Genomic DNA, 19,442 nt, shown 5'->3' with positions numbered 1-19,442 from the left:
GAACCGAGCCCTCACCGGACGCCCGAACCCCGGACGACCAGGTGTTCGTCCGCTCCTGAAGGCCGGCCCGCGATCCGTGGGTGTCCCCGCGGGGGGTGCGGGGGTAGGACATGCGGGTTGGCGTGAAGTGCCAGGTGTGCCGCTCGCCTGCGGCAGACTTGGGGCTCGAGGAACGAAGCGAAGGATGGGCATGCCGATCACACCTGCCACCGCGATGCACGATTCACCGGACAGCACCACGGAAGCGATCCTGCTGGAGCTGGTCGACGAGGAGGGCACGACGATCGGCACGGCGGAGAAGCTCTCCGCGCACCAGCCGCCCGGGCGGCTGCACCGGGCGTTCTCCGTGTTCCTCTTCGACGAGCGCGGCCGGCTGCTGCTCCAGCAGCGCGCCCTCGGCAAGTACCACTCCCCCGGGGTCTGGTCGAACACCTGCTGCGGCCACCCCTACCCCGGCGAGTCCCCCTTCGCGGCGGCCGCGCGGCGGACGTACGAGGAGCTCGGGGCGTCCCCGGCGCTGCTCGGCGAGGCGGGCACGGTCCGCTACAACCACCCCGACCCGGCCTCGGGACTGGTGGAGCAGGAGTTCAACCATCTCTTCGTCGGGCTGGTGCGGTCCCCGCTGCGGCCGGACCCGGAGGAGGTCGGGGCCACGGCCTTCGTGACCCCGGCGGAGCTGGCGGAGCGGCACGCCAAGGACACCTTCTCGGCATGGTTCATGACGGTGCTGGACGCGGCTCGTCCCGCGGTCAGGGAACTGACGGGCCCGTCCGCGGGCTGGTGACCGCGACCGTCACAGGGGATGCGCGGATTTGAGCGGCAGGGCGGCCCAGATCACCTTGCCACCGCTCGCGGTGTGCTCGACATCGCAGACCCCGCCGGCCTCCCTGGTGATCTCACGCACCAGCAGCAGCCCCCGGCCGCCCAGTCGGCCGTGGTCGGTCTCCAGGGCGGTCGGGCGGTAGGGGTGGTTGTCCTCCACCGCGACACGCACCCACTCCGCTCCGACCGCGACCTCCACGGCGAGCGTGGGCGAGAGCACCGCCGCGTGTTTGACGGCGTTCGTCACCAGCTCGGAGACGATCACCAGTACCCCGTGGACGAGGCCGTCCGAGATCGGCACGCCCTGGCGGGCGAGTAACTCCCGGACGGCGCGCCGCGCATGCGGCACCGAGGCGTCGACGGCGGCCGCGGTGAACCGCCAGACCCCTTCGTACGGCAGCGGCTTCGGCGGCCCCTGGTCGTCGGGAGCGTGCCCGCCGCCAGGGCGTGGGTCGCTCCCGCGCCCTGGGTCATCCATGGTCCGGTCGCCGCCCTTGCGCTCGATTGTCACCACACGTTAAGTGTTGGCGACTCGGCGCCGTCCACGACTGCCTGCACGCAAGTCGTCACGTATCGACGAGTTTGCAACTGATTGCGTTCGGATCCATTGATGGAATGACCGGTCCTGGCGGGCGCATGCCGCTTTGGGCACTATTCGGGTTGTACGGGTTCGGCGCCGTGCCCGCTCTTCCCGCCGGCCGGCCGGTGACTCTCCGTGAGTTTCTCGGAGACCAGCCCCACGATGCGCCGTCCGCCGAACCCGGTGGCGATCAGCCCGAGGCCGTCGAAGAGCAGGGCGAGCGAGACGAAGGTGCCGATGACGTACTTGCTGCTGCTCGGCCAGGCGGCGAGCACCAGGATGCCGAGGAGCAGGTCGAAGGCTCCCTGGAGCAATGACCAGCCGAACTGGGGGCCGCGCACGACGAGGCTGCCGACCAGCCGGAACAGTCCGCCGGTGAGGAACAGCAGCGCGGCGAACATGGTGAGCGCCTCGGCCCCCGCCTCCGGGGTCTTGAGCACGACCACGCCGGCCGCGATGTTCAGCGCGGCGACCACGACACCGAGCCAGAAGAAGTTGGTGCCGCGGGCCTGCACCGCGTGCAGCAGGCCGATCACGCCGCCGATCAGCAGCAGCCAGCCGAAGAGGATCATGGTGGTCAGGGTGGCGACTCCCGCGTAGAGCAGCCCGACGAGACCCGCGATCACCAGGATCACCCCGAGGGCGGCGATCCAGCCGAAGTCCCTTCCGAGCCTGGCCGTCTCGGCTTCCGCGTCCTTGCGCCCGCCCGTGGCGGGGTTCGTGCCTCGCGTGGTGTGCGTGTCCTTGGAGTGCCTGGATCTGGGCATGCGGGGCCTCCCTCGCGTTCGGGCCCCCTTCTTGATCGTATGGGTGCGGGGGGTGGCTAGCATCCCGTGCATGGACCCTCAACTGCTGCACTCCACCGCCGACGGGGTCGCGACGGTCGTGATCCACCACCCGGCCAAGCGCAACGCCATGACGGCCGGGATGTGGCGTTCGCTGCCGCCGCTGCTCGACCGGCTGGCCACCGATCCCTCCGTACGAGCGCTGGTGCTGACCGGGGAGGGCGGGACGTTCTGCGCGGGGGCCGACATCTCCACGCTACGGCAGTCCCCCGGCGAGGCCCAGGGTCTTGCGCTGTGCGCCGAGGAGGCGCTCGCGGCCTTTCCCAAGCCGACGCTCGCGGCGATCCGGGGGCACTGTGTGGGCGGGGGGTCGCAGCTCGCGGCGGCGTGTGATCTGCGGTTCGCGGAGGAGGGGTCGCTGTTCGGGATCACCCCCGCGAAGCTGGGGCTGGTCTATCCGTCGTCCTCCACCCGGCGGTTGGTGTCGCTGGTCGGACCCGGCACCGCCAAGTACCTCCTGTTCTCGGGTGAGTTGATCGACAGCGAGCGGGCGCTGCGTACGGGGCTGGTGGACGAGGTGCTTCCCGGCGGCGGGCTGGCCGAGCGGGTCGCGGAGTTCACCCGGGTGCTGGTCTCGCGCTCCCGGCTGACCCAGGCGGCGGCGAAGGAGTTCGCCGCCGGCCGGACGGACCGGGACGCCCACTGGGCCGAGCAGGCACGCGGGAGCGGCGACGCCGCGGAGGGTGTCGCCGCGTTCCTGGAGCGCCGTCAGCCCCGGTTCACCTGGACGGTGTGAGAGCCGTGACATGAGGCCCGGGGCGGGCGGGGGTCACATCAGGGCGAAGCGGCTGTTGGTGCGGAACTCCTCCACGAGGTGGGCGGGCGCCTTGTGCGGGGCGCCGGCGTCGTACGGCGGCTGCGGGTCGTACTCGGTCATCAGCTGGACGGCCTGGGCGTGCTCGTCGCCCGCGATCCGGCCGATCAGGGTGAGGCCCATGTCGATGCCGGAGGAGACCCCGGCCGCGGTGACGTACTTGCCGTCGGTCACGACCCGCTCCCCCGTCGGCTCGGCCCCGTACTGCTTGAGGAAGTCCAGCGCCAGCCAGTGCGAGGTGGCCCGGCGGCCTTCGAGGAGACCGGCGCCGGCCAGGATCAGGGAGCCGGTGCAGACGGAGGTCGTCCAGGTGCTCGTGCGGTCGGCCGCGCGCAGCCACGCGAAGAGGGTCTCGTTCTCCATCTGCGCGAACTGGCCGGGGCCGCCCGGGACCACGACGACGTCCGGAGCCGGGACCTCGGCGAGCGTCCTGTCCGCCGTGATCGCGAGGGCGCCGGTGTCGGCACGGACGGGACCGGTCTCCTCGGCGACGAGGACCAGGTCGGCGTCGGGGAGACGGCCGAGGGTCTCGTAGGGGCCGACGGCGTCGAGTGCGGTGAAGCGGTCGAAGAGGACGATGGCGATCTGCATGGGTTTCCCTTCAGTGGGTGGGCGCGGAAGCCGGTCGAAAGCGGCGGCGGTACTCCGCGGGGGCCGTTCCGAGGGCCTTGACGAAGGCCCGGCGCATGGCCTCGGAGGTGCCGTAGCCACAGGCGCGCGAGATCTCCTCGACGCCGTCGGAGGTGTCCTCCAGCAGTCGGCGGGCGTGTTCGAGGCGGATCCGGTCGACATAGCGGCCCGGGGTCATGCCGGTCTCGGCGTGGAAGGCGCGGGCGAAGTGCCGGGGTGAGAGGCGGGCCCGGGCGGCCAGGGTCTCGACGCTCAGATCGCCGCCGGGGTGCTCGGTGATCCACTGCTGCACCTCGCGCAGTGGCTCCCTGCGCGCGGTCTGCGCGGCCAGCTGGGCGCTGAACTGGGCCTGGTTGCCGGGGCGGCGCAGAAAGACGACCAGGTGGCGGGCTACGCCGAGGGCGACCTCGCGGCCGAGGTCCTCCTCGACGAGGGCCAGGGCCAGGTCGATGCCGGCCGTGACACCCGCGGAGGTGGCGACCTGGCCGTCGCGGACGTAGATGGGGTCCGGGTCGACGTCGACCGACGGGTGGTCGCGGGCCAGCTTGTCGCAGTACGCCCAGTGGGTCGTGGCCCGGCGGCCGTCCAGGAGGCCCGCCTCGGCGAGCAGGATCGCGCCGGTGCAGACCGACACCAGGCGCTCCGCGCGCGGTCCGTGCTCCCGCAGCCAGGCGACGACGTCCGGGGCCGGGTGCCGGGTGCCCTGACCGCCGGGGACGAGCAGGGTGTGCGGGACCACCGCTGCCGTCAGCGCCTGGTCGGGGACGATCGTCAGGCCGCTGGAGGTGCGCACGGGGCCGCCGTCGAGGGAGGCCGTGCGGATGCGGTACGAGCCCGGGGCGTGCAGCTCACCGCCCTGGAAGACCTCCAGGGGACCCGTGACGTCGAGGCTCTGCACGCCGTCGAAGAGGACGACCAGGACTGTTCGCATGCCTCGATTCTTGGGAGAGCCGGTGATGGCCGCAATGACGAGTTCCCCACCTTTCCTGCCATGGGTGACGGCCCGGCCGACGCGATGTGAGCAGAGGCACGTGGGGTCGCCCCCACCTCACGAACCGACCAGTCGGTAACCTGCGGGGCATGACGTCTACCTCCCTGCCGGAGCGCGCCGAACGGCGCTGCCACAACCTGCTCAACCCGTTCCACTCCGCGCACTACTTCTCCCCGGAACTCGGGCAGGAGCTGGGCGCGGTGGGGGTCGAGCACCCGAGCGCGGCGTACTTCGCGGTGCGGGCCGCCGCCATGGGCCCGGTCGGACCGGGCGTGGTGACGGCGACGTTCTTCAACTTCCGGCACGAGCTGGTGGCGAGGCATGTGCCCGCCGTGTGGGAGACCGCCTCGCCCTCGGTGGTACTGGCGGCCCGCGAGCGCGTCGCCGACGCCACGATGCGGCGGCTGCTCGGCGAGGAGCTGATCGGCTCCAAGGAGGTCGCGGAGGCGGCCGAGCTGGCCCTGCGCGCCACCGAGGCGTGCGTGCGGACGGCACGCCCCCTGTACGCCGCGCACGCCGACCTGCCGGTGCCCGAGCCCCCGCACCTCGCGCTGTGGCACGCGGCCACGCTGCTGCGCGAGCACCGTGGCGACGGGCACCTCACGGTCCTCCTCGGCGCCGGTCTCGACCCGGTCGAGGCCCTGGTCAGCCACACCGCCACCGGCAAGGGCATGTCCCCGAAGTGGATGCTCGGCACCCGCGGCTGGACGCGGGCCGACTGGGAGGCGGCCCAGGGGCGGCTCCAGGAGCGCGGGCTGATCGACGGCGAGGGCGAGTTGACGCAGGCCGGTGTCGCACTGCGCGAGGAGATCGAGACAGCGACGGACCGCCTCGACCGGGCCCCGTACGAGCATCTGGGCGCGGCCGGCGTGGAACGACTCACCGAACTGATGGGCGGCATCGTGACGACGATGCTCGGCGCGGGGGCGTTCCCGGCGGGCATGATCGGCAAGAAGTGACCGGCGGGTGACCTGCGGGCCGGCGCTTGATCGGCGGGGGACCGGCGCGTGATCGGCGCGGGCGGGCGCAGCGGGCCGGGGCAGGCCGGGGGCGGCGCGTCGGCCGATCTGGTCCTCGCGCCGGCCGAGCGGGCGGTTCACGCAGGCGGCCGCCCCGTTCACGCATGAAGGAAGCCGGACGCGGTACCCGTCCTCTCCCGGCCCGGTCGGCCGGGAGAGGAAAGGGGAAGTACGTGTTCCGTGCGATCGCAGATGTGTTGCGGCAGATCGGAGGGGCCGTCGCCACGGTGGTGACCCTGCCGTTCCGGGCTGTGGCCCGGCTGTTCGGCGGCGCCTCGAGTTCCACGCGCCGCACCGGACGCGCCCGTCGGGCCTGATCCCGGCCGAGCCGCTGACCGAGGGAGCCGGACGCGGGCGCGTCCGGCTCCTCGTCCGTCCGGATCCGGCTCCCACCCGTCCGGGTCGGATGACCGGCACGCGCCGCCCTGATCCCCCGTTGTCGGCGTCACCTGCCACAATTGCCGCGCAACCTCAGTGGAGAAGGCGGTACGGGATCGTGACGACACCCGGATCCATCGAAGTAGGGTCCATCGAAGGCAGGATCGCCGAGGAACTCGGCGTACGGGAGCGGCAGGTGAAGGCCGCGGTGGAACTGCTCGACGGCGGTTCGACCGTTCCCTTCATCGCCCGCTACCGCAAGGAAGCGACCGAGATGCTCGACGACGCGCAGCTGCGCACGATCGAGGAGCGGCTGCGGTATCTGCGCGAGCTGGAGGACCGGCGTGCGGCGATCCTCGACTCGGTCCGTGAGCAGGGCAAGCTGACGCCCGAGGTGGAGGCGCAGATCCGCGGCGCCGAGACCAAGGCGCGGCTGGAGGACATCTACCTGCCGTTCAAGCCGAAGCGGCGCACCAAGGCGCAGATCGCCCGCGAGGCGGGGCTCGAACCGCTCGCCGAGGGGCTGCTGGGCGATCCGACCGTGGAGCCACTGGCCGCCGCCGCGGCCTTCGTCGACGCCGACAAGGGTGTCGCCGACGCGCAGGCCGCGCTGGACGGCGCGCGGGCGATCCTCACCGAGCGGTTCTCGGAGGACGCCGACCTGATCGGCGAGCTGCGCGAGCGCATGTGGGTGCGGGGCCGGCTGGCGGCCAAGGTGAAGGAGGGCAAGGAGGAGGCGGGCGCCAAGTTCGCCGACTACTTCGACTTCGCGGAGCCGTTCACCGAACTGCCCTCCCACCGCATCCTCGCGATGCTGCGGGGCGAGAAGGAGGACGTCCTCGACCTCGTCCTGGAGCCGGAGGAGCCGACGGACGGCCCGTCGTCGTACGAGGGGATCGTCGCCCACAGGTTCGGGATCGCCGACCGTGGGCGCCCCGCCGACAAATGGCTCACGGACACCGTCCGCTGGGCCTGGCGGACCCGCATTCTCGTGCACCTCGGCATCGACCTGCGGCTGCGGCTGCGCACGGCCGCCGAGGACGAGGCGGTGAACGTCTTCGCGGCGAACCTGCGCGACCTGCTGCTCGCCGCCCCCGCCGGTACCCGCGCGACGCTGGGCCTCGACCCCGGTTTCCGTACGGGCGTGAAGGTCGCCGTGGTCGACGCGACCGGCAAGGTGGTCGCGACCGACGTCATCTACCCGCACGTTCCGGCCAACAAGTGGGACGAGGCCATCGCCAAGCTGGCCCGTCTCGCCAAGGAGCACGCGGTCGAGCTGATCGCCATCGGCAACGGCACGGCGTCCCGGGAGACCGACAAGCTCGCCGGTGAGCTGATCAACAGACACCCGGAGCTGAAGCTCACCAAGGTGATGGTGTCGGAGGCAGGCGCTTCGGTGTATTCGGCGTCGGCGTTCGCCTCGCAGGAGCTGCCCGGGATGGACGTCTCGCTGCGCGGTGCCGTGTCGATCGCGCGGCGGCTGCAGGACCCTCTCGCCGAGCTGGTGAAGATCGACCCGAAGTCGATCGGCGTCGGCCAGTACCAGCACGACCTGTCCGAGGTGAAGCTCTCACGCTCGCTGGACGCGGTCGTCGAGGACTGTGTGAACGGCGTCGGCGTCGACGTGAACACGGCCTCCGCGCCGCTGCTCGCCCGGGTGTCCGGCATCTCCTCCGGCCTCGCCGAGAACATCGTGGCCCACCGGGACGCCAACGGTCCGTTCACGTCCCGTTCCCAGCTCAAGGGCGTGGCGCGGCTCGGCCCGAAGGCCTACGAGCAGTGTGCGGGCTTCCTGCGCATCCGGGGCGGCGACGACCCGCTGGACACCTCCAGCGTGCACCCCGAGGCGTACCCCGTGGTGCGGCGGATGGTGAAGGCGGCGGGCAGCGAGGTCGCGTCGCTCATCGGCAACACGAGTGTGCTGCGGTCACTGAGGCCCGGTGACTTCGTGGACGAGACGTTCGGTCTGCCGACCGTGACGGACATCCTGAAGGAGCTGGAGAAGCCGGGGCGCGACCCTCGACCGGCCTTCAAGACGGCCACGTTCAAGGAGGGCGTCGAGAAGATCTCCGACCTGGTCTCCGGGATGGTGCTGGAAGGGGTCGTGACGAATGTGGCGGCCTTCGGGGCCTTCGTGGACGTCGGGGTGCACCAGGACGGGCTCGTGCACGTGTCCGCGATGTCCAGGACGTTCGTGAAGGATCCCCGCGATGTGGTCAAGCCCGGCGACATCGTCAAGGTGAAGGTGCTCGACGTCGACATTCCGCGCAAGCGGATCTCGCTGACGCTGCGGCTGGACGACGAGGCCGCGCCTCAGGCGCAGTCCGGCGGGGGTGCGCGGCCGCAGCGGGGTGCTCGGGCGCCTCAGCAGCGGCAGGGCCGTGGCGGTGGCGGCGGTTCCCGGCAGCAGGGCTCGGCGCCGGCTCCGTCGAACAGCGCGATGGCGGATGCGCTGCGCAAGGCGGGGCTGCTGGACCCCAAGCGGCGCTGAGGTGATCGTGCCGGTGCCGGGCGCCCCGGTCGTGGGGGTGTCCGGCACCGGTGTACCGCGAGGCCGTGGGCCCGCGGCTCAGCTCTCCGTGACCTTGCCCGATGCCACCGCGAAGCGTCTGGTGACCCGTACCGCGTCCAGCATGCGGCGGTCGTGGGTGACGAGAAGCAGCGTGCCCTCGTAGGCGTCGAGGGCGGACTCCAACTGCTCGATGGCGGGCAGGTCGAGGTGGTTGGTGGGTTCGTCCAGGACCAGCAGGTTGACGCCCCGGCCCTGGAGGAGGGCGAGGGCGGCGCGGGTGCGTTCACCGGGTGACAGGGTCACGGCCGGGCGCAGGACGTGGTGGGACTTCAGGCCGAACTTGGCAAGGAGAGTACGTACCTCGACCGGCTCGGTGTCGGGCACGGCCGCGCAGAAGGCGTCGAGGAGGGACTCGGGGCCGTGGAAGAGCGCACGGGCCTGGTCGACCTCGCCGACGAGGACTCCGGAACCGAGCGAGGCGTGGCCCGAGTCCAGCGGGATCCGGCCCAGCAGGGCGCCGAGGAGCGTGGACTTGCCCGCGCCGTTCGCACCGGTGATGGCGATGCGGTCGGCCCAGTCGATCTGGAGCGACACCGGGCCGAAGGCGAAGTCGCCCCGTGTGACCTGCGCGTCGCGCAGTGTGGCGACGACGGCGCCGGAGCGCGGGGCCGCCGCGATCTCCATGCGCAGCTCCCACTCCTTGCGCGGCTCCTCCACGACGTCGAGCCGCTCGATCATGCGCTGGGTCTGCCGCGCCTTGGCGGCCTGCTTCTCGCTCGCCTCGCTGCGGAACTTGCGGCCGATCTTGTCGTTGTCGTTGCCCGCCTTGCGCCGGGCGTTCTTGACGCCCTTGTCCATCCATGAGCGCTGCATCTGGGCGCGGTCCTGGAGCGCGGCCCTCTTGTCGGCGTATTCCTCGTAGTCCTCGCGGGCGTGCCTGCGGGCCGTCTCGCGCTCCTCCAGGTAGGCCTCGTAGCCACCGCCGTAGAGGTTGATCTGCTGCTGCGCCAGATCGAGTTCGAGGACCTTGGTGACCGTGCGGGTGAGGAACTCGCGGTCGTGACTGACGACGACCGTGCCGGCGCGCAGGCCGCGCACAAAGCGTTCGAGCCGTTCGAGGCCGTCCAGGTCGAGGTCGTTGGTGGGTTCGTCGAGGAGGAAGACGTCGTAGCGGGAGAGCAGGAGGGAGGCGAGGCCGGCGCGGGCCGCCTGACCGCCGGAGAGGCCGGTCATCGGCTGGTCCAGATCGACGGCCAGGCCGAGGGAGTCGACGACCTCCGCCGCCCGCTCGTCCAGATCGGCGCCGCCGAGGTCGAGCCAGCGCTCCAGGGCGGTCGAGTACGCGTCGTCCGCGCCGGGCGCCCCGTCCACCAGGGCCTGGGTGGCCTCGTCCATCACTCTCTGGGCCTGGGCGACCCCCGTGCGCCGGGCGAGGAACTCCCGGACCGTCTCTCCCTCACGACGCTCCGGCTCCTGGGGGAGGTGTCCGACGGTGGCCGTGGGCGGGGACAGCCGCAGCTCCCCCTGTTCCGGCGGGAGCAGCCCCGCGAGCAGCCGCAGCAGCGTGGACTTGCCCGCGCCGTTGGCACCGACCAGCCCGATCACATCTCCGGGCGCGACCACGAGATCGAGCCCGGAGAAGAGCGAGCGGTCGCCGTGGCCGGCGGCGAGGTTCTTGACGACGAGGGTGGCGGTCACAGGGTGCGATCCTAACGACCCGCACACCATGTCCTTCACGCCGAGCCGCCATCCGGCCGGCGCCGGTGAAGCGCCGCGAAGGGGCGCGGGGGGCCGGGCGTCCGGCGGCCCCCGCCGAGCCCGCGGCCGGTCACCGCCCCATCGGCTCCACCAACACCGTCCCCGCGGTCCGGGCCACGATGAACGACTCGCCCTTCACCGACTTCGCGTCCAGCCCGATCCGGTGCCGTCCCGCCGGCAGGATCCCGTCGAAGAACCTGTACGTGCGCGTCCGGGACAACCGGTCGAGGCGGTACGCGATCAGCTCCACCCGGCAGGTGGAGGTGATCTCGACACCGGCCTGCCCGTCCGCCGCGATCAGCCGGGTGAGCCGGCGCTGCTCCGCCGGACTGCGGTCGAGCGCGTTCTCGATCTGTGCGACGAGGAGCGGAATGATCGGGGCGAGCCCGTCGACGTACGCGACCCGCACCCCCGCCCGGTCGAAGGCCCGCCGCACCGCGGCACGGTCCGCCTCACCGACGGCCCGGCCGAAGACGACCGCGCCGTAACCGCGCAGTTCCTCGTCCGGCACGCCGGCGGCGTCGTGCGCCAGGTCGGCGCCGATCCCGACGGCCCGCAGGGCGGCGGCGAGTTTGGTCAGGACCGCGACGCGGGCACCGATGAGGAGGACCCGTCGGCGCGGCGGCACCTCGTCAGCGGACTCGCGCAACAGCGACTGCAGGGCGCTCCGGTACTCGGAGCCGTGGAACCGGAAGGGGCCTATGCCGGTGTAGGCGTTCAGCTTGAGGTCGGCCTCCTCCTCCGTCTGCCAGGCGAAGTCCCGCCACACATAGTCGTCGCCGTCCCGCTCGATCACCGCCGTCACGGCTCCGCAGGCGAGATCCGCGCACTCGGGGCAGCCGTAGATGACGTACCGGCCGCCGGGCAGGGGCGCGTCGGCGTCCAGCAGCAGGCTGCGCACCTGCGCCGTGAAGATCGAGGGAGGGATGTCGGAGGCGAGCGGGGAGACGGCGTCGAGGTCGGAGAGCTGGAACAGCAGCGGGCGTCCGTCGACGATGAAGTCCACGAAGTCCCGGTGGGCTTGGTAGGCACCGTCGGCGAGGACGCCACCGGCTCGGATCGCCGGCGCCAGGCCGAAGGTCGCGTACTCGGCAGACATGGTGTGAGTATCCCCACAAAGGCAGACTTGTGAGCACGGCATGACATATTCCGTTAACGTCCCTGCGTGAGCAAGGAATCGAACAGCGATGTGATCGTGGTCGGTGGCGGCATCGTCGGTCTGACGACCGCCGTCGCCCTGGCGGAGAGCGGCCAACAGGTCCGCCTCTGGGCGCGGGAGCCCGCGGAGCGGACCACGTCCGCCGTCGCGGGCGGGCTGTGGTGGCCGTACCGCATCGAGCCGGAGGCGCTCGTCGGCGCATGGGCGCTCGCCTCGCTCGCGGTGTACGAGGAGTTGGCGGCGCGGCCCGACGAGACAGGCGTACGCCTGGTCGAGGGGGTACACGGCGAGACCACACTGGACGGACTCGGTGCCTGGGCCGCGCGGGTGGCGGGGCTGCGGGCCGCGACGGCGGAGGAGTACGCGGGGACGGGGTTGTGGGCTCGGCTGCCGGTGATCGACATGCCGGTCCATCTGCGGTGGCTGCGCGAGCGGTTCGTCGCGGCGGGCGGCACGGTCGAGGAGCGCGCGGTCACGGACCTGACCGTGGTCGACGCCCGCGTCGTCGTCAACTGCACGGGGCTCGGCGCCCGCGACCTGGTGCCGGACCCGTCCGTGCGTCCGGTGCGGGGGCAGTTGGTCGTGGTGGAGAACCCGGGTGTCACCACGTGGATGACGTCGGTGGACCACGCCGGCGCCACGAGCACGTACTTCATCCCGCAGCCGGGCGGGTTGATCCTCGGCGGCACGGCCGAGGAGGACGCGTGGTCGATGACACCCGATCCCGCGACCGCCGAGGAGATCGTGCGACGGTGTGCGGGCGTGCGGCCGGAGATCGCTGGGGCGCGGGTGATCGAGCACCGGGTGGGGCTGCGGCCGTCCCGGCCCGTCGTGCGGCTGGAGAGTGAGCGGTTGGGGGCCGGGCGGCTGTTGGTGCACAACTACGGGCACGGCGGGGCGGGCGTGACGGTGGCCTGGGGATGCGCCCGGGAGGCCGCGCGACTCGCCGCCGGGTGACCGTGAGGGGGCGCGGGGCTGAGCGAGCGGCTCACGAGCGCATCCTCGGCCGCGCTCCGCCGCCCCCTCCTCGCGGAACTCATTCCTGCCGGTGCCCGATGGGGTCGCCCTCGACCTCCGTTCCCTGACCCGGCCCGACCCTGATCTCGAACTCTCCGTCGTAGCGCTTGTGGCCCTCGATGACGGCGAGTTCGACGGCCTCGGAGGCCATCTCCTCGCGCACGATCACCGCGTCGCGGCGCAGGTCGCGCATCAGCGCCACGCACATGCCGATCATGACGAGGACGAACGGGGCGGCCGCCAGGATCGTGAGGTTCTGCAGGCCGGTGAGAGCGTCACCCTGGCCGCTGCCGACGAGGAGCATGATCGCGGCTACGGCTCCGGTCAGGACGCCCCAGAAGACGACGACGAAGCGCCCGGGTTCCAGCGCGCCGCGCTGGGAGAGCGTGCCCATGACGATGGAGGCGGCGTCGGCGCCGGAGACGAAGAAGATGCCGACCAGCACCATCACCAGCAGACAGCTGACGGTGGCCGCCGGGAACTGGTTGAGGACCGCGAACAGCTGGCCCTCGGGGGTGGACTCGTCGCCGAGCCGGCCCTGGTCCTGGAGTTTCATGGCCGTGCCGCCGAACACCGCGAACCACACGAGGCTGACGGAGCTGGGGACAAGGATGACACCGCCGATGAACTGGCGGATGGTGCGGCCGCGGCTGATGCGCGCGATGAACATGCCGACGAAGGGCGTCCAGGAGATCCACCACGCCCAGTAGAAGACCGTCCAGCTGCTGAGCCAGTCCGCCACGCCCTGGCCGCCGGACGCCTCGGTGCGGCCGCCGAGCTGCGGCAGGTCGCCGAGGTAGGAGAAGACCGAGGTGGGCAGGAGGTCGAGGACCAGGATCGTCGGGCCGGCCACGAAGACGAAGAGGAGCAGCGCCAGGGCCAGCACCATGTTGGTGTTGGACAGCCACTGGATTCCCTTCTCCACCCCGGACACCGCGGAGGCGACGAAGGCCAGGGTCAGGACGGCGATGATGCCGACGAGCAGCCCGGTGCTCACCTTGTCCATCCAGTCCAGCTGCCGTGCGCCGGAGCCGATCTGGAGCGCTCCGAGACCGAGGGAGGCCGCCGAGCCGAAGATGGTGGCGACGATGGCGAGGATGTCGATGACCCGGCCGCCGGTGCCGTTGGCGTGCTTCTCGCCGATCAGCGGGGTGAAGACGGCGCTGATCGTCTGACGGCGGCGCTTGCGGAACGTGCTGTAGGCGATGGCGAGACCGACCACCGCGTAGATCGCCCAGGGGTGCAGTGTCCAGTGGAACAGCGTGGTCGCCATCGCCGTCTCCATGCGCTCACCGGCACCCTGCGGGGTGGTGCCCGGCGGAGGCGTGGTGAAGTGCGCCAGGGGTTCACTGACGCCGTAGAACATCAGGCCTATGCCCATGCCCGCGCTGAACATCATGGCGACCCACGAGACGGTGCGGAACTCGGGCTGCTCGCCCTCGACGCCGAGGTGGATACGGCCGTAGCGGCTGGCGGCCAGCCACAGGGCGAAGACCACGAAACAGGAGGCGGCCAGCATGAACGCCCAGCCACCGTTGTGGATGAGACCGCTCAGCATCTTGCCGGAGACGTCTTCGAGCGAGTCGGTGGCGAGGGCGCCCCAGAGCACGAATGCCAGCGTCAGTGCTGCCGTCACGCCGAACACGACGCGATCGGTCCGGGGCCGCCCGCCGCCGGGGAGACCCGCTTCCGAGCCGGGAAGCACGCCTCCCCCGTGGTGGGTGGTGGTGTGATCCTGCGTCACAGGTGGAACCTTTCGAGAGTGGCTGGAACTGAGCTACTCCTGCCCAGCGAGCCCCACCACATGTGACCCCGGTGCTTTCTTCTTCAACAGGTGGTTTCGGGCTCTCCCTCCGTCAGGTGGTACGGCGCCCGCTCGTCGAGGAGCAACGGGACGAGCGCACGCAGTTGCTGGCGCAACGGAACGATCGCACCGTCGCCCTCGGAGCGCGCACGGACGCCGTGCAGGGCCAGCTCGTCCCCGACCTCCGCGTACTGCTGCGCGGTGAGCCGGTAGCCGCAGGGCGGGTCCTGGAGTACCTCGGCGGGTTCGGCGGGGTCGTTGTCGGCGCCGCCGAGATAGACCGGTCCGTTGTCGCGCAGACCGGCGAGGCGGGCCGCGCGGGTCGCCGCGTCGACCTGGCGGCCCCGCTCCCCCGCGAACCCGGACAGGCCCCGGAGAGCGGCGCGTTGGGAGTCCACACGACGCCGGTTGTTGACCGCTTCAGGAGTGTCCTGCGTCGGCGGTTCGACACGGCTCTCGATGAGCAGGCCGACGGAGTGCTTCACACCGGACATGTTCCTCAGGATGCGTTCCTGGCCGTCGCCCGCGACCTGCCGGATCGGTTCGCCGGTGACCGGGTCGGTCCAGATGCCGTAGGTACCGGTCGAGTAGCCCGCCGTCCGCGCCGCCGGCCGTACGTGGTTCAGCGACAGGGTGCGTGCCTCGGTGTGGACGGCCGCGTCCGTGTTGAGGTTGCGTGGCCAGAGGTCGAACAGGTCCTTGTCGTAATAGGGGGGTGCAGCCCCGTACTCGTGCAGGTCGTAGACGATGTCCGGTTTGCGGTCGCGGACGACGGCGGCGAGCGCCCTTGCCTCGGCGGTGCGCAGGGCCAGATGGTCGCGGTTGATGTCGATGCCGTCGCCGTTGCCCCGGGTGTCGGCGGCCCTGCCGTCGGGGTTGGCGGTGGGCACGACGAGCACGGTGGTGGTTTTCAGTAATCGCTCGGTCCGCCGGTCCGCTGGCCGGGCGAGGTCCCGGATGGTGGTGAGGCACGCCTCGCGGCCGGCGGGCTCGTCGCCGTGCTGGCTGCACACGAGGAGCACCGCCCGCGAGGTGGGGCGGGTGCCGACACGGACGAGGTGGAGCGGGCGGTCCTGCGCGGTGGTGCCGATACGGCTGACCGACACCCGGTCGCTCGCCCGGTCCACGGCGGCGAGGAACTCCAGTTCCTCCGGCTGGCTCGTCCACCGGGCGCCGCCCGACTGCTCGAATCCCGTACGCGGCAGGGGCGTGGTGTCCGCCGCGTACGCGGGGGTCGACACCAGGGGCGCGGCGAGCACGGTGGCGATCAGCGCGGCGGTCCAGGCCCTCATGCGCCGTCACCGGGGAGGCGTGCGGGCCCGGTCGGATCGCCGACGCCGTCGAGGACGGCGCCCTTCGGTGCGGGGGTGGCGCCCGAGGTCGCCTTCTTGAAGGCGGCGGGTCCACCGACCAACGGCACCTTGACGTAGGTGCGCTTGAGGTCGAGGGTCAGGGTGGGGGTCGTCGACGGCGGGTCGATGAGGTCCTTGTCGGTGCCCGCGACGATGAGGGCGAGCCGGTGGCCGGCGGGGACGACGTGGTCGCTCGCGTGCAGGTCGAGGGTGAGGGTGTACGGGGTGCCGGGGGTGAGCGGGGCGCCGGTGCCGGAGGAGTGGTTGCCGAGGTCGGCCCACCCGCGGCTGAAGATCGTGTAGTCGACGGCGGCGGTCTTCGCCCGGGTCTCCCGGTAGCAGGAGCTGTCACCGGTGGTGCTCGGGCCCCAGCAGGTGCGGTCGGTGAGGGTGGTGATGCCCTCCCCCGCCGTGGCGTAGTCGCGGATGGTGTCCGGGCCGAGGTCCACGAGGATCGCCGAGAGATGCGCGGTGGAGGTGGTGGGCGTGGCGGTGACGGTCACCTTGGCGGAGCCGGACAGCCGTAGGTCCTTGGTGAGCGGCGCGGTGACGAAGCCCGCCTTGTCAGGGGTGGACCGGTCGATGTGCGCCGCCCAGTCGGTCTCGTCGAGGGCGGGGTTGTCGGTGAATGTCTCGGTGCCGGGGCGCTGGCGCAGGCCGAGGGCGCCGACACCGGCCTGAGTGCCCTTGGCGGGGCGCAGGGTCGTGGTCTTCGTCGTGCGCGGCGGCCAGACCTTCGTCTTCACCCACTGGTCGGGATGGCGTTCGATGTCGGCCATGGGCTCGTCGTCGATGCCGTTGTCGTAGTCGAGGAGTTCGTGGTCGAACCAGCGGTGCAGGGTGTCGACCCAGGCGGCGCGGCGGAAGTCGAAGGGGTCGACGTGGCCGGTCTGGGAGAGCCAGATCTTGCGCTCGACGCCGTGTTTCGCGAGGGCGTCCCACCACTGGCCGAAGTGCTTGGGCCGGACGTTGAGGTCCTGCCGGCCATGGATGACGAAGACGCTGGCGTCGATCTTGCGGACGTCCTTGACGTAGTCGCGTTCGGTCCACAGCCGTGTCCAGTCGCCGGTGCGCGGGGCGCCGTCCACGAGCGCCTGCTGGACGTGGGCGCACTTGGCGCGGGCCTCGGGGCTCTCGACGGCGTCGGACAGCCAGTCGGGGCCCGAGTTGTAGAGGGGGGCGCCCTTGGCGAAGTAGTAGTCGTACCAGGAGGAGATGGCGCCGATCGGGACGATGGTCTCCAGGCCCTCGACGCCGGTGGCGGCGACGCCGTTGGCGACGGTGCCGTCGTAGCTCTTGCCGATCATGCCGGTTCTGCCGTTGGTCCAGCCTGCGTTGGCCTTGGTGGTGCCGGTGCGGGTGGTGTACGCCTTCGCGCGGCCGTTGAGCCAGTCGACGACCGCCTTGGCCGACTGGATGTCGGAACGGCCGCCGACGTCCACACAGCCGTCGGAGCGGTTGGTTCCGGCGAGGTCGACGGCGACGAAGGCGTAGCCGCGGGGCACGAAGTAGTTGTCGTAGAACAGCGGCATCTGGACGACGTTCCCGTTCGCGTCGTACGTCTTGCGCTGGCTCTCGTTGCCGCGGCCGCAGCAGGAGTAGTACGGGCTGGCGTCCATGATCACGGGTATCTTCCGGCCCCGCTGGGCCGGTTCGCTCGGGCGGACGATGTCGACGGCGACGCGGTCCTTCCTCCCGTCGCGGTCGCCGTCGAGTCCGGTGTCCACCCAGACGGCCTCGCGTATCGCCTTGTCGTACGCGTAGACGGGCCGGCTCTTCTGGGGCGTCGTGGTGCCGGCGACCGCCGGGGTGACGAAGACGGCCATCAGGGCGGCGGACGTGGCGACCGTCGCGAGCGGTCTCCAGGTCGAAAGGCGTGTGCGTCGCGCAGGTATCGGCATGCGCGGACGGTACAACTGTCAACTCCCGCTCAAAAGAGGGCCGCTTGGGGCGCTCGGGAGTTCGGCCACACGGTTGGCCGGAAAGGAGCGTCGGGAGGGGTGACTCATGTCGGCCGAATGGCGATCGTGTGACAGCGGGGGTCATGGACACGGGTGGGCTCACCGGGACTCAATAGGCTCCGGACAGACAAGCGGAACCGTTCACCGACGACTTGGAGTGATTCGTGCACCGCAGACTCATCGCCCCGGGCGCGTTCGTGGCCTCCCTCCTGCTGGCGATCCCGGCATCGGCGGCCTCGTACGAGCCCGGTGCGCCGGGGATCGGCGACCCCTACTACCCGGCCTACGGCAACGGCGGCTACGACGTCTCCCACTACGACCTCCGGCTCAAGTACCAGCCGGAAACGGACCGGCTGGAGGGCACCGCGACCCTTCTGGCCCGCACCACCGAGAACCTGTCCCGCTTCAACCTGGACTTCCTGCTCGACGTGAGCGAGGTACGGGTCGACGGCACCAAGGCGGCCTTCGCCACCTCCGGCGAGCACGAACTGGAGATCGCGCCGAGGAACCCGCTGCCCAAGGGCACGGAGATCAGCGTCGTGGTGCGCTACTCCGGGGTGCCGTCGTCCAAGAAGGCGTACGGCTTCACCAGCTGGCTGCGCACCCCGGACGGCGGTGTCGCGGCGGGCGAGCCCGAGGCGGCCTGGTGGTGGTTCCCCAGCAACGACCACCCGCTCGACAAGGCCACGTACGACGTCTCGGTACTGGTCCCGGACGGCACGCAGGCCCTCTCCAACGGCACGCTCCGGTCGACCTCGTCCCGCGCGGGCTGGACCCGCTACAACTGGCGCTCCAACAAACCCCAGGCCACGTATCTCGCCACGCTCGCCCTCGGGAAGTTCGACATCACGACCGGGCGGACCGAGAACGGCATCCCGATCGTCAACGCCTACAGCAAGGACCTCGGCGACGACTACGGCGCGGCCCGGGTGAGCGTCGAGCGGACCGGCGAGGTCGCCACATGGCTGTCCGAGTACTTCGGGCCGTATCCGTACAGCGGCCTCGGCGGATACGTGCCCAACACCCCGGAGGTGGGGTACGCCCTGGAGACACAGACCCGGCCGTTCTACAGCCCCCGGCAGTTCGCGAACGGCTCGAACGTGTCGGTGGTGGTGCACGAGCTGGCCCACCAGTGGTACGGCGACCTCGTCTCCGTCGCCGGGTGGAAGGACATCTGGATCAACGAGGGCTTCGCCCGGTACGCGCAGTGGCTGTGGTCCGAGCACGAGAACGAGGGCACGGCGCAGGAGATCGCCGACCATGTGTACGCCTCGCGTGCGGCCGACGATCCCTTCTGGACGGTCAGGCCGGGTGATCCCGGCCCGGAGAACCAGTTCCACATCGCCGTCTACGACCGGGGAGCTCTGGCGTTGCAGGCGCTGCGGAACGAGATCGGTGACGCGGCGTTCTTCGAGATCTTGAAGGGGTGGCCCACGAGGTACGCGTACGGCAACGCGACGGTGGGCGACTTCGTCGCGTACGCGGAGGAGGTGTCGGGGCGGGCACTGGACACGCTGTTCGACACGTGGCTGTACCGGCCGGTGAAGCCGGGGGCCGCCGCGGCCGGGCGGGCGGGGATCGCTTCACGTGCGGCCGGGGTGGTGAAGGCACCGAAGTCCTGGAAGAAGATCGCGGCGACGAACTCCGTGCACGCGCACGAGCGTGAGGGCGGGCACGGTAACGGTCGCTAGTGCTGTGACCGGAGAGGTCTGCCGGACAGCTCACGACGCCCGGCACGGCAGTGGGTCCTGTCGTCGGGTGGGGGCGGCGGGTTCGGCGTGGCCGTCCGCGCGGTTCCCC

The 19,442-nt window shown here is 71.5% G+C and carries 16 protein-coding genes; 7 read left to right on the top strand and 9 right to left on the bottom strand.

The annotated features are described in order from the left end of the window. Positions 1 to 190 precede the first annotated feature (190 nt). On the top strand, positions 191 to 784 hold the full coding sequence (idi, locus tag ACZ43N_RS05105; protein WP_468095059.1) for an isopentenyl-diphosphate Delta-isomerase: 594 nt from the start codon (positions 191 to 193) through the stop codon (positions 782 to 784). Between the two features lie 9 nt (positions 785 to 793). Here the strand turns inward: idi and ACZ43N_RS05100 are convergent, their stop codons facing one another. Continuing rightward, positions 794 to 1,300, bottom strand: a complete 507-nt coding sequence (locus ACZ43N_RS05100) for an ATP-binding protein (protein WP_468095514.1) — start codon at positions 1,298 to 1,300, stop codon at positions 794 to 796. A gap of 173 nt (positions 1,301 to 1,473) precedes the next feature. Next, the gene (locus ACZ43N_RS05095; RefSeq protein WP_468095058.1) at positions 1,474 to 2,169 is read right to left on the bottom strand and encodes an HdeD family acid-resistance protein; all 696 of its coding nucleotides are present in this window, start codon (positions 2,167 to 2,169) and stop codon (positions 1,474 to 1,476) included. Positions 2,170 to 2,239: 70 nt separating this feature from the next. On the opposite strand from ACZ43N_RS05095, the gene ACZ43N_RS05090 reads away from it, so the two are divergent. Beyond that, complete coding sequence (locus ACZ43N_RS05090; protein WP_468095056.1) at positions 2,240 to 2,983, top strand: enoyl-CoA hydratase/isomerase family protein; 744 nt, start codon at positions 2,240 to 2,242, stop codon at positions 2,981 to 2,983. Positions 2,984 to 3,016: 33 nt separating this feature from the next. On the opposite strand, the gene ACZ43N_RS05085 is transcribed toward ACZ43N_RS05090, so the two are convergent. Together ACZ43N_RS05085 and ACZ43N_RS05080 are read right to left on the bottom strand one after the other, a co-directional pair. Continuing rightward, positions 3,017 to 3,652 (bottom strand): DJ-1/PfpI family protein, encoded by a 636-nt coding sequence (locus ACZ43N_RS05085; RefSeq protein WP_468095054.1) that lies wholly within the window; start codon positions 3,650 to 3,652, stop codon positions 3,017 to 3,019. A 10-nt stretch (positions 3,653 to 3,662) separates the two neighbouring features. Beyond that, a complete protein-coding gene (locus ACZ43N_RS05080; protein ID WP_468095053.1) occupies positions 3,663 to 4,622 on the bottom strand; it encodes a GlxA family transcriptional regulator in 960 nt (319 codons plus the stop codon). Between the two features lie 149 nt (positions 4,623 to 4,771). On the opposite strand from ACZ43N_RS05080, the gene ACZ43N_RS05075 reads away from it, so the two are divergent. The 3 genes from ACZ43N_RS05075 (at position 4,772) to ACZ43N_RS05065 (ending at position 8,570) form a co-directional block, all read left to right on the top strand. Continuing rightward, complete coding sequence (locus tag ACZ43N_RS05075) at positions 4,772 to 5,641, top strand: SCO6745 family protein (RefSeq protein WP_468095050.1); 870 nt, start codon at positions 4,772 to 4,774, stop codon at positions 5,639 to 5,641. Between the two features lie 233 nt (positions 5,642 to 5,874). Beyond that, positions 5,875 to 6,018 carry an LPFR motif small protein gene (locus ACZ43N_RS05070; RefSeq protein ID WP_169800313.1) on the top strand — a complete coding sequence of 48 codons (144 nt, stop codon included), beginning with the start codon at positions 5,875 to 5,877 and terminating at the stop codon, positions 6,016 to 6,018. A 179-nt stretch (positions 6,019 to 6,197) separates the two neighbouring features. Next, positions 6,198 to 8,570: a Tex family protein gene (locus ACZ43N_RS05065; RefSeq protein ID WP_468095049.1), complete on the top strand. Its 2,373-nt coding sequence runs from the start codon at positions 6,198 to 6,200 to the stop codon at positions 8,568 to 8,570. Between the two features lie 78 nt (positions 8,571 to 8,648). On the opposite strand, the gene ACZ43N_RS05060 is transcribed toward ACZ43N_RS05065, so the two are convergent. Then, the gene (locus ACZ43N_RS05060; protein ID WP_468095047.1) at positions 8,649 to 10,289 is read right to left on the bottom strand and encodes an ABC-F family ATP-binding cassette domain-containing protein; all 1,641 of its coding nucleotides are present in this window, start codon (positions 10,287 to 10,289) and stop codon (positions 8,649 to 8,651) included. A 130-nt stretch (positions 10,290 to 10,419) separates the two neighbouring features. Then, positions 10,420 to 11,448, bottom strand: a complete 1,029-nt coding sequence (locus ACZ43N_RS05055; RefSeq protein ID WP_468095045.1) for an oxidoreductase — start codon at positions 11,446 to 11,448, stop codon at positions 10,420 to 10,422. Positions 11,449 to 11,514: 66 nt separating this feature from the next. On the opposite strand from ACZ43N_RS05055, the gene ACZ43N_RS05050 reads away from it, so the two are divergent. Continuing rightward, complete coding sequence (locus ACZ43N_RS05050; protein ID WP_468095044.1) at positions 11,515 to 12,465, top strand: NAD(P)/FAD-dependent oxidoreductase; 951 nt, start codon at positions 11,515 to 11,517, stop codon at positions 12,463 to 12,465. A 79-nt stretch (positions 12,466 to 12,544) separates the two neighbouring features. Here ACZ43N_RS05050 and ACZ43N_RS05045 read toward each other — a convergent pair whose 3' ends face one another. The 3 genes from ACZ43N_RS05045 to ACZ43N_RS05035 all read right to left on the bottom strand — a co-directional run bounded on the left by ACZ43N_RS05045 (position 12,545) and on the right by ACZ43N_RS05035 (position 17,582). After that, a complete protein-coding gene (locus tag ACZ43N_RS05045) occupies positions 12,545 to 14,269 on the bottom strand; it encodes a BCCT family transporter (protein ID WP_468095042.1) in 1,725 nt (574 codons plus the stop codon). Between the two features lie 83 nt (positions 14,270 to 14,352). After that, on the bottom strand, positions 14,353 to 15,621 hold the full coding sequence (locus ACZ43N_RS05040) for a M14 family metallopeptidase (protein ID WP_468095040.1): 1,269 nt from the start codon (positions 15,619 to 15,621) through the stop codon (positions 14,353 to 14,355). After that, entirely contained in the window at positions 15,618 to 17,582 is a 1,965-nt protein-coding gene (locus ACZ43N_RS05035) for a Xaa-Pro dipeptidyl-peptidase (protein ID WP_468095038.1), read from the bottom strand. Before ACZ43N_RS05035 ends, ACZ43N_RS05040 begins: the two co-directional genes overlap by 4 nt. 224 nt (positions 17,583 to 17,806) lie before the next feature. Here ACZ43N_RS05035 and ACZ43N_RS05030 point away from each other — a divergent pair, with 224 nt between their 5' ends. After that, on the top strand, positions 17,807 to 19,333 hold the full coding sequence (locus ACZ43N_RS05030; RefSeq protein ID WP_468095036.1) for a M1 family metallopeptidase: 1,527 nt from the start codon (positions 17,807 to 17,809) through the stop codon (positions 19,331 to 19,333). Positions 19,334 to 19,442 lie beyond the last annotated feature (109 nt).

The sequence above is a fragment of the Streptomyces sp. NPDC030814 genome (assembly GCF_055572155.1).
The sequence above is the reverse complement of the archived record's forward strand: the minus strand, read 5'-3'. Positions and strand labels throughout refer to the sequence as shown.

Excerpts from the sequence above, each read along its gene's own strand:
- idi (WP_468095059.1), top strand. The coding sequence starts at position 191 with ATGCCGATCACACCTGCCACCGCGATGCACGATTCACCGGACAGCACC.
- ACZ43N_RS05100 (WP_468095514.1), bottom strand. The coding sequence starts at position 1,300 with ATGGATGACCCAGGGCGCGGGAGCGACCCACGCCCTGGCGGCGGGCAC.
- ACZ43N_RS05095 (WP_468095058.1), bottom strand. The coding sequence starts at position 2,169 with ATGCCCAGATCCAGGCACTCCAAGGACACGCACACCACGCGAGGCACG.
- ACZ43N_RS05090 (WP_468095056.1), top strand. The coding sequence starts at position 2,240 with ATGGACCCTCAACTGCTGCACTCCACCGCCGACGGGGTCGCGACGGTC.
- ACZ43N_RS05085 (WP_468095054.1), bottom strand. The coding sequence starts at position 3,652 with ATGCAGATCGCCATCGTCCTCTTCGACCGCTTCACCGCACTCGACGCC.
- ACZ43N_RS05080 (WP_468095053.1), bottom strand. The coding sequence starts at position 4,622 with ATGCGAACAGTCCTGGTCGTCCTCTTCGACGGCGTGCAGAGCCTCGAC.
- ACZ43N_RS05075 (WP_468095050.1), top strand. The coding sequence starts at position 4,772 with ATGACGTCTACCTCCCTGCCGGAGCGCGCCGAACGGCGCTGCCACAAC.
- ACZ43N_RS05055 (WP_468095045.1), bottom strand. The coding sequence starts at position 11,448 with ATGTCTGCCGAGTACGCGACCTTCGGCCTGGCGCCGGCGATCCGAGCC.
- ACZ43N_RS05040 (WP_468095040.1), bottom strand. The coding sequence starts at position 15,621 with ATGAGGGCCTGGACCGCCGCGCTGATCGCCACCGTGCTCGCCGCGCCC.
- ACZ43N_RS05035 (WP_468095038.1), bottom strand. The coding sequence starts at position 17,582 with ATGCCGATACCTGCGCGACGCACACGCCTTTCGACCTGGAGACCGCTC.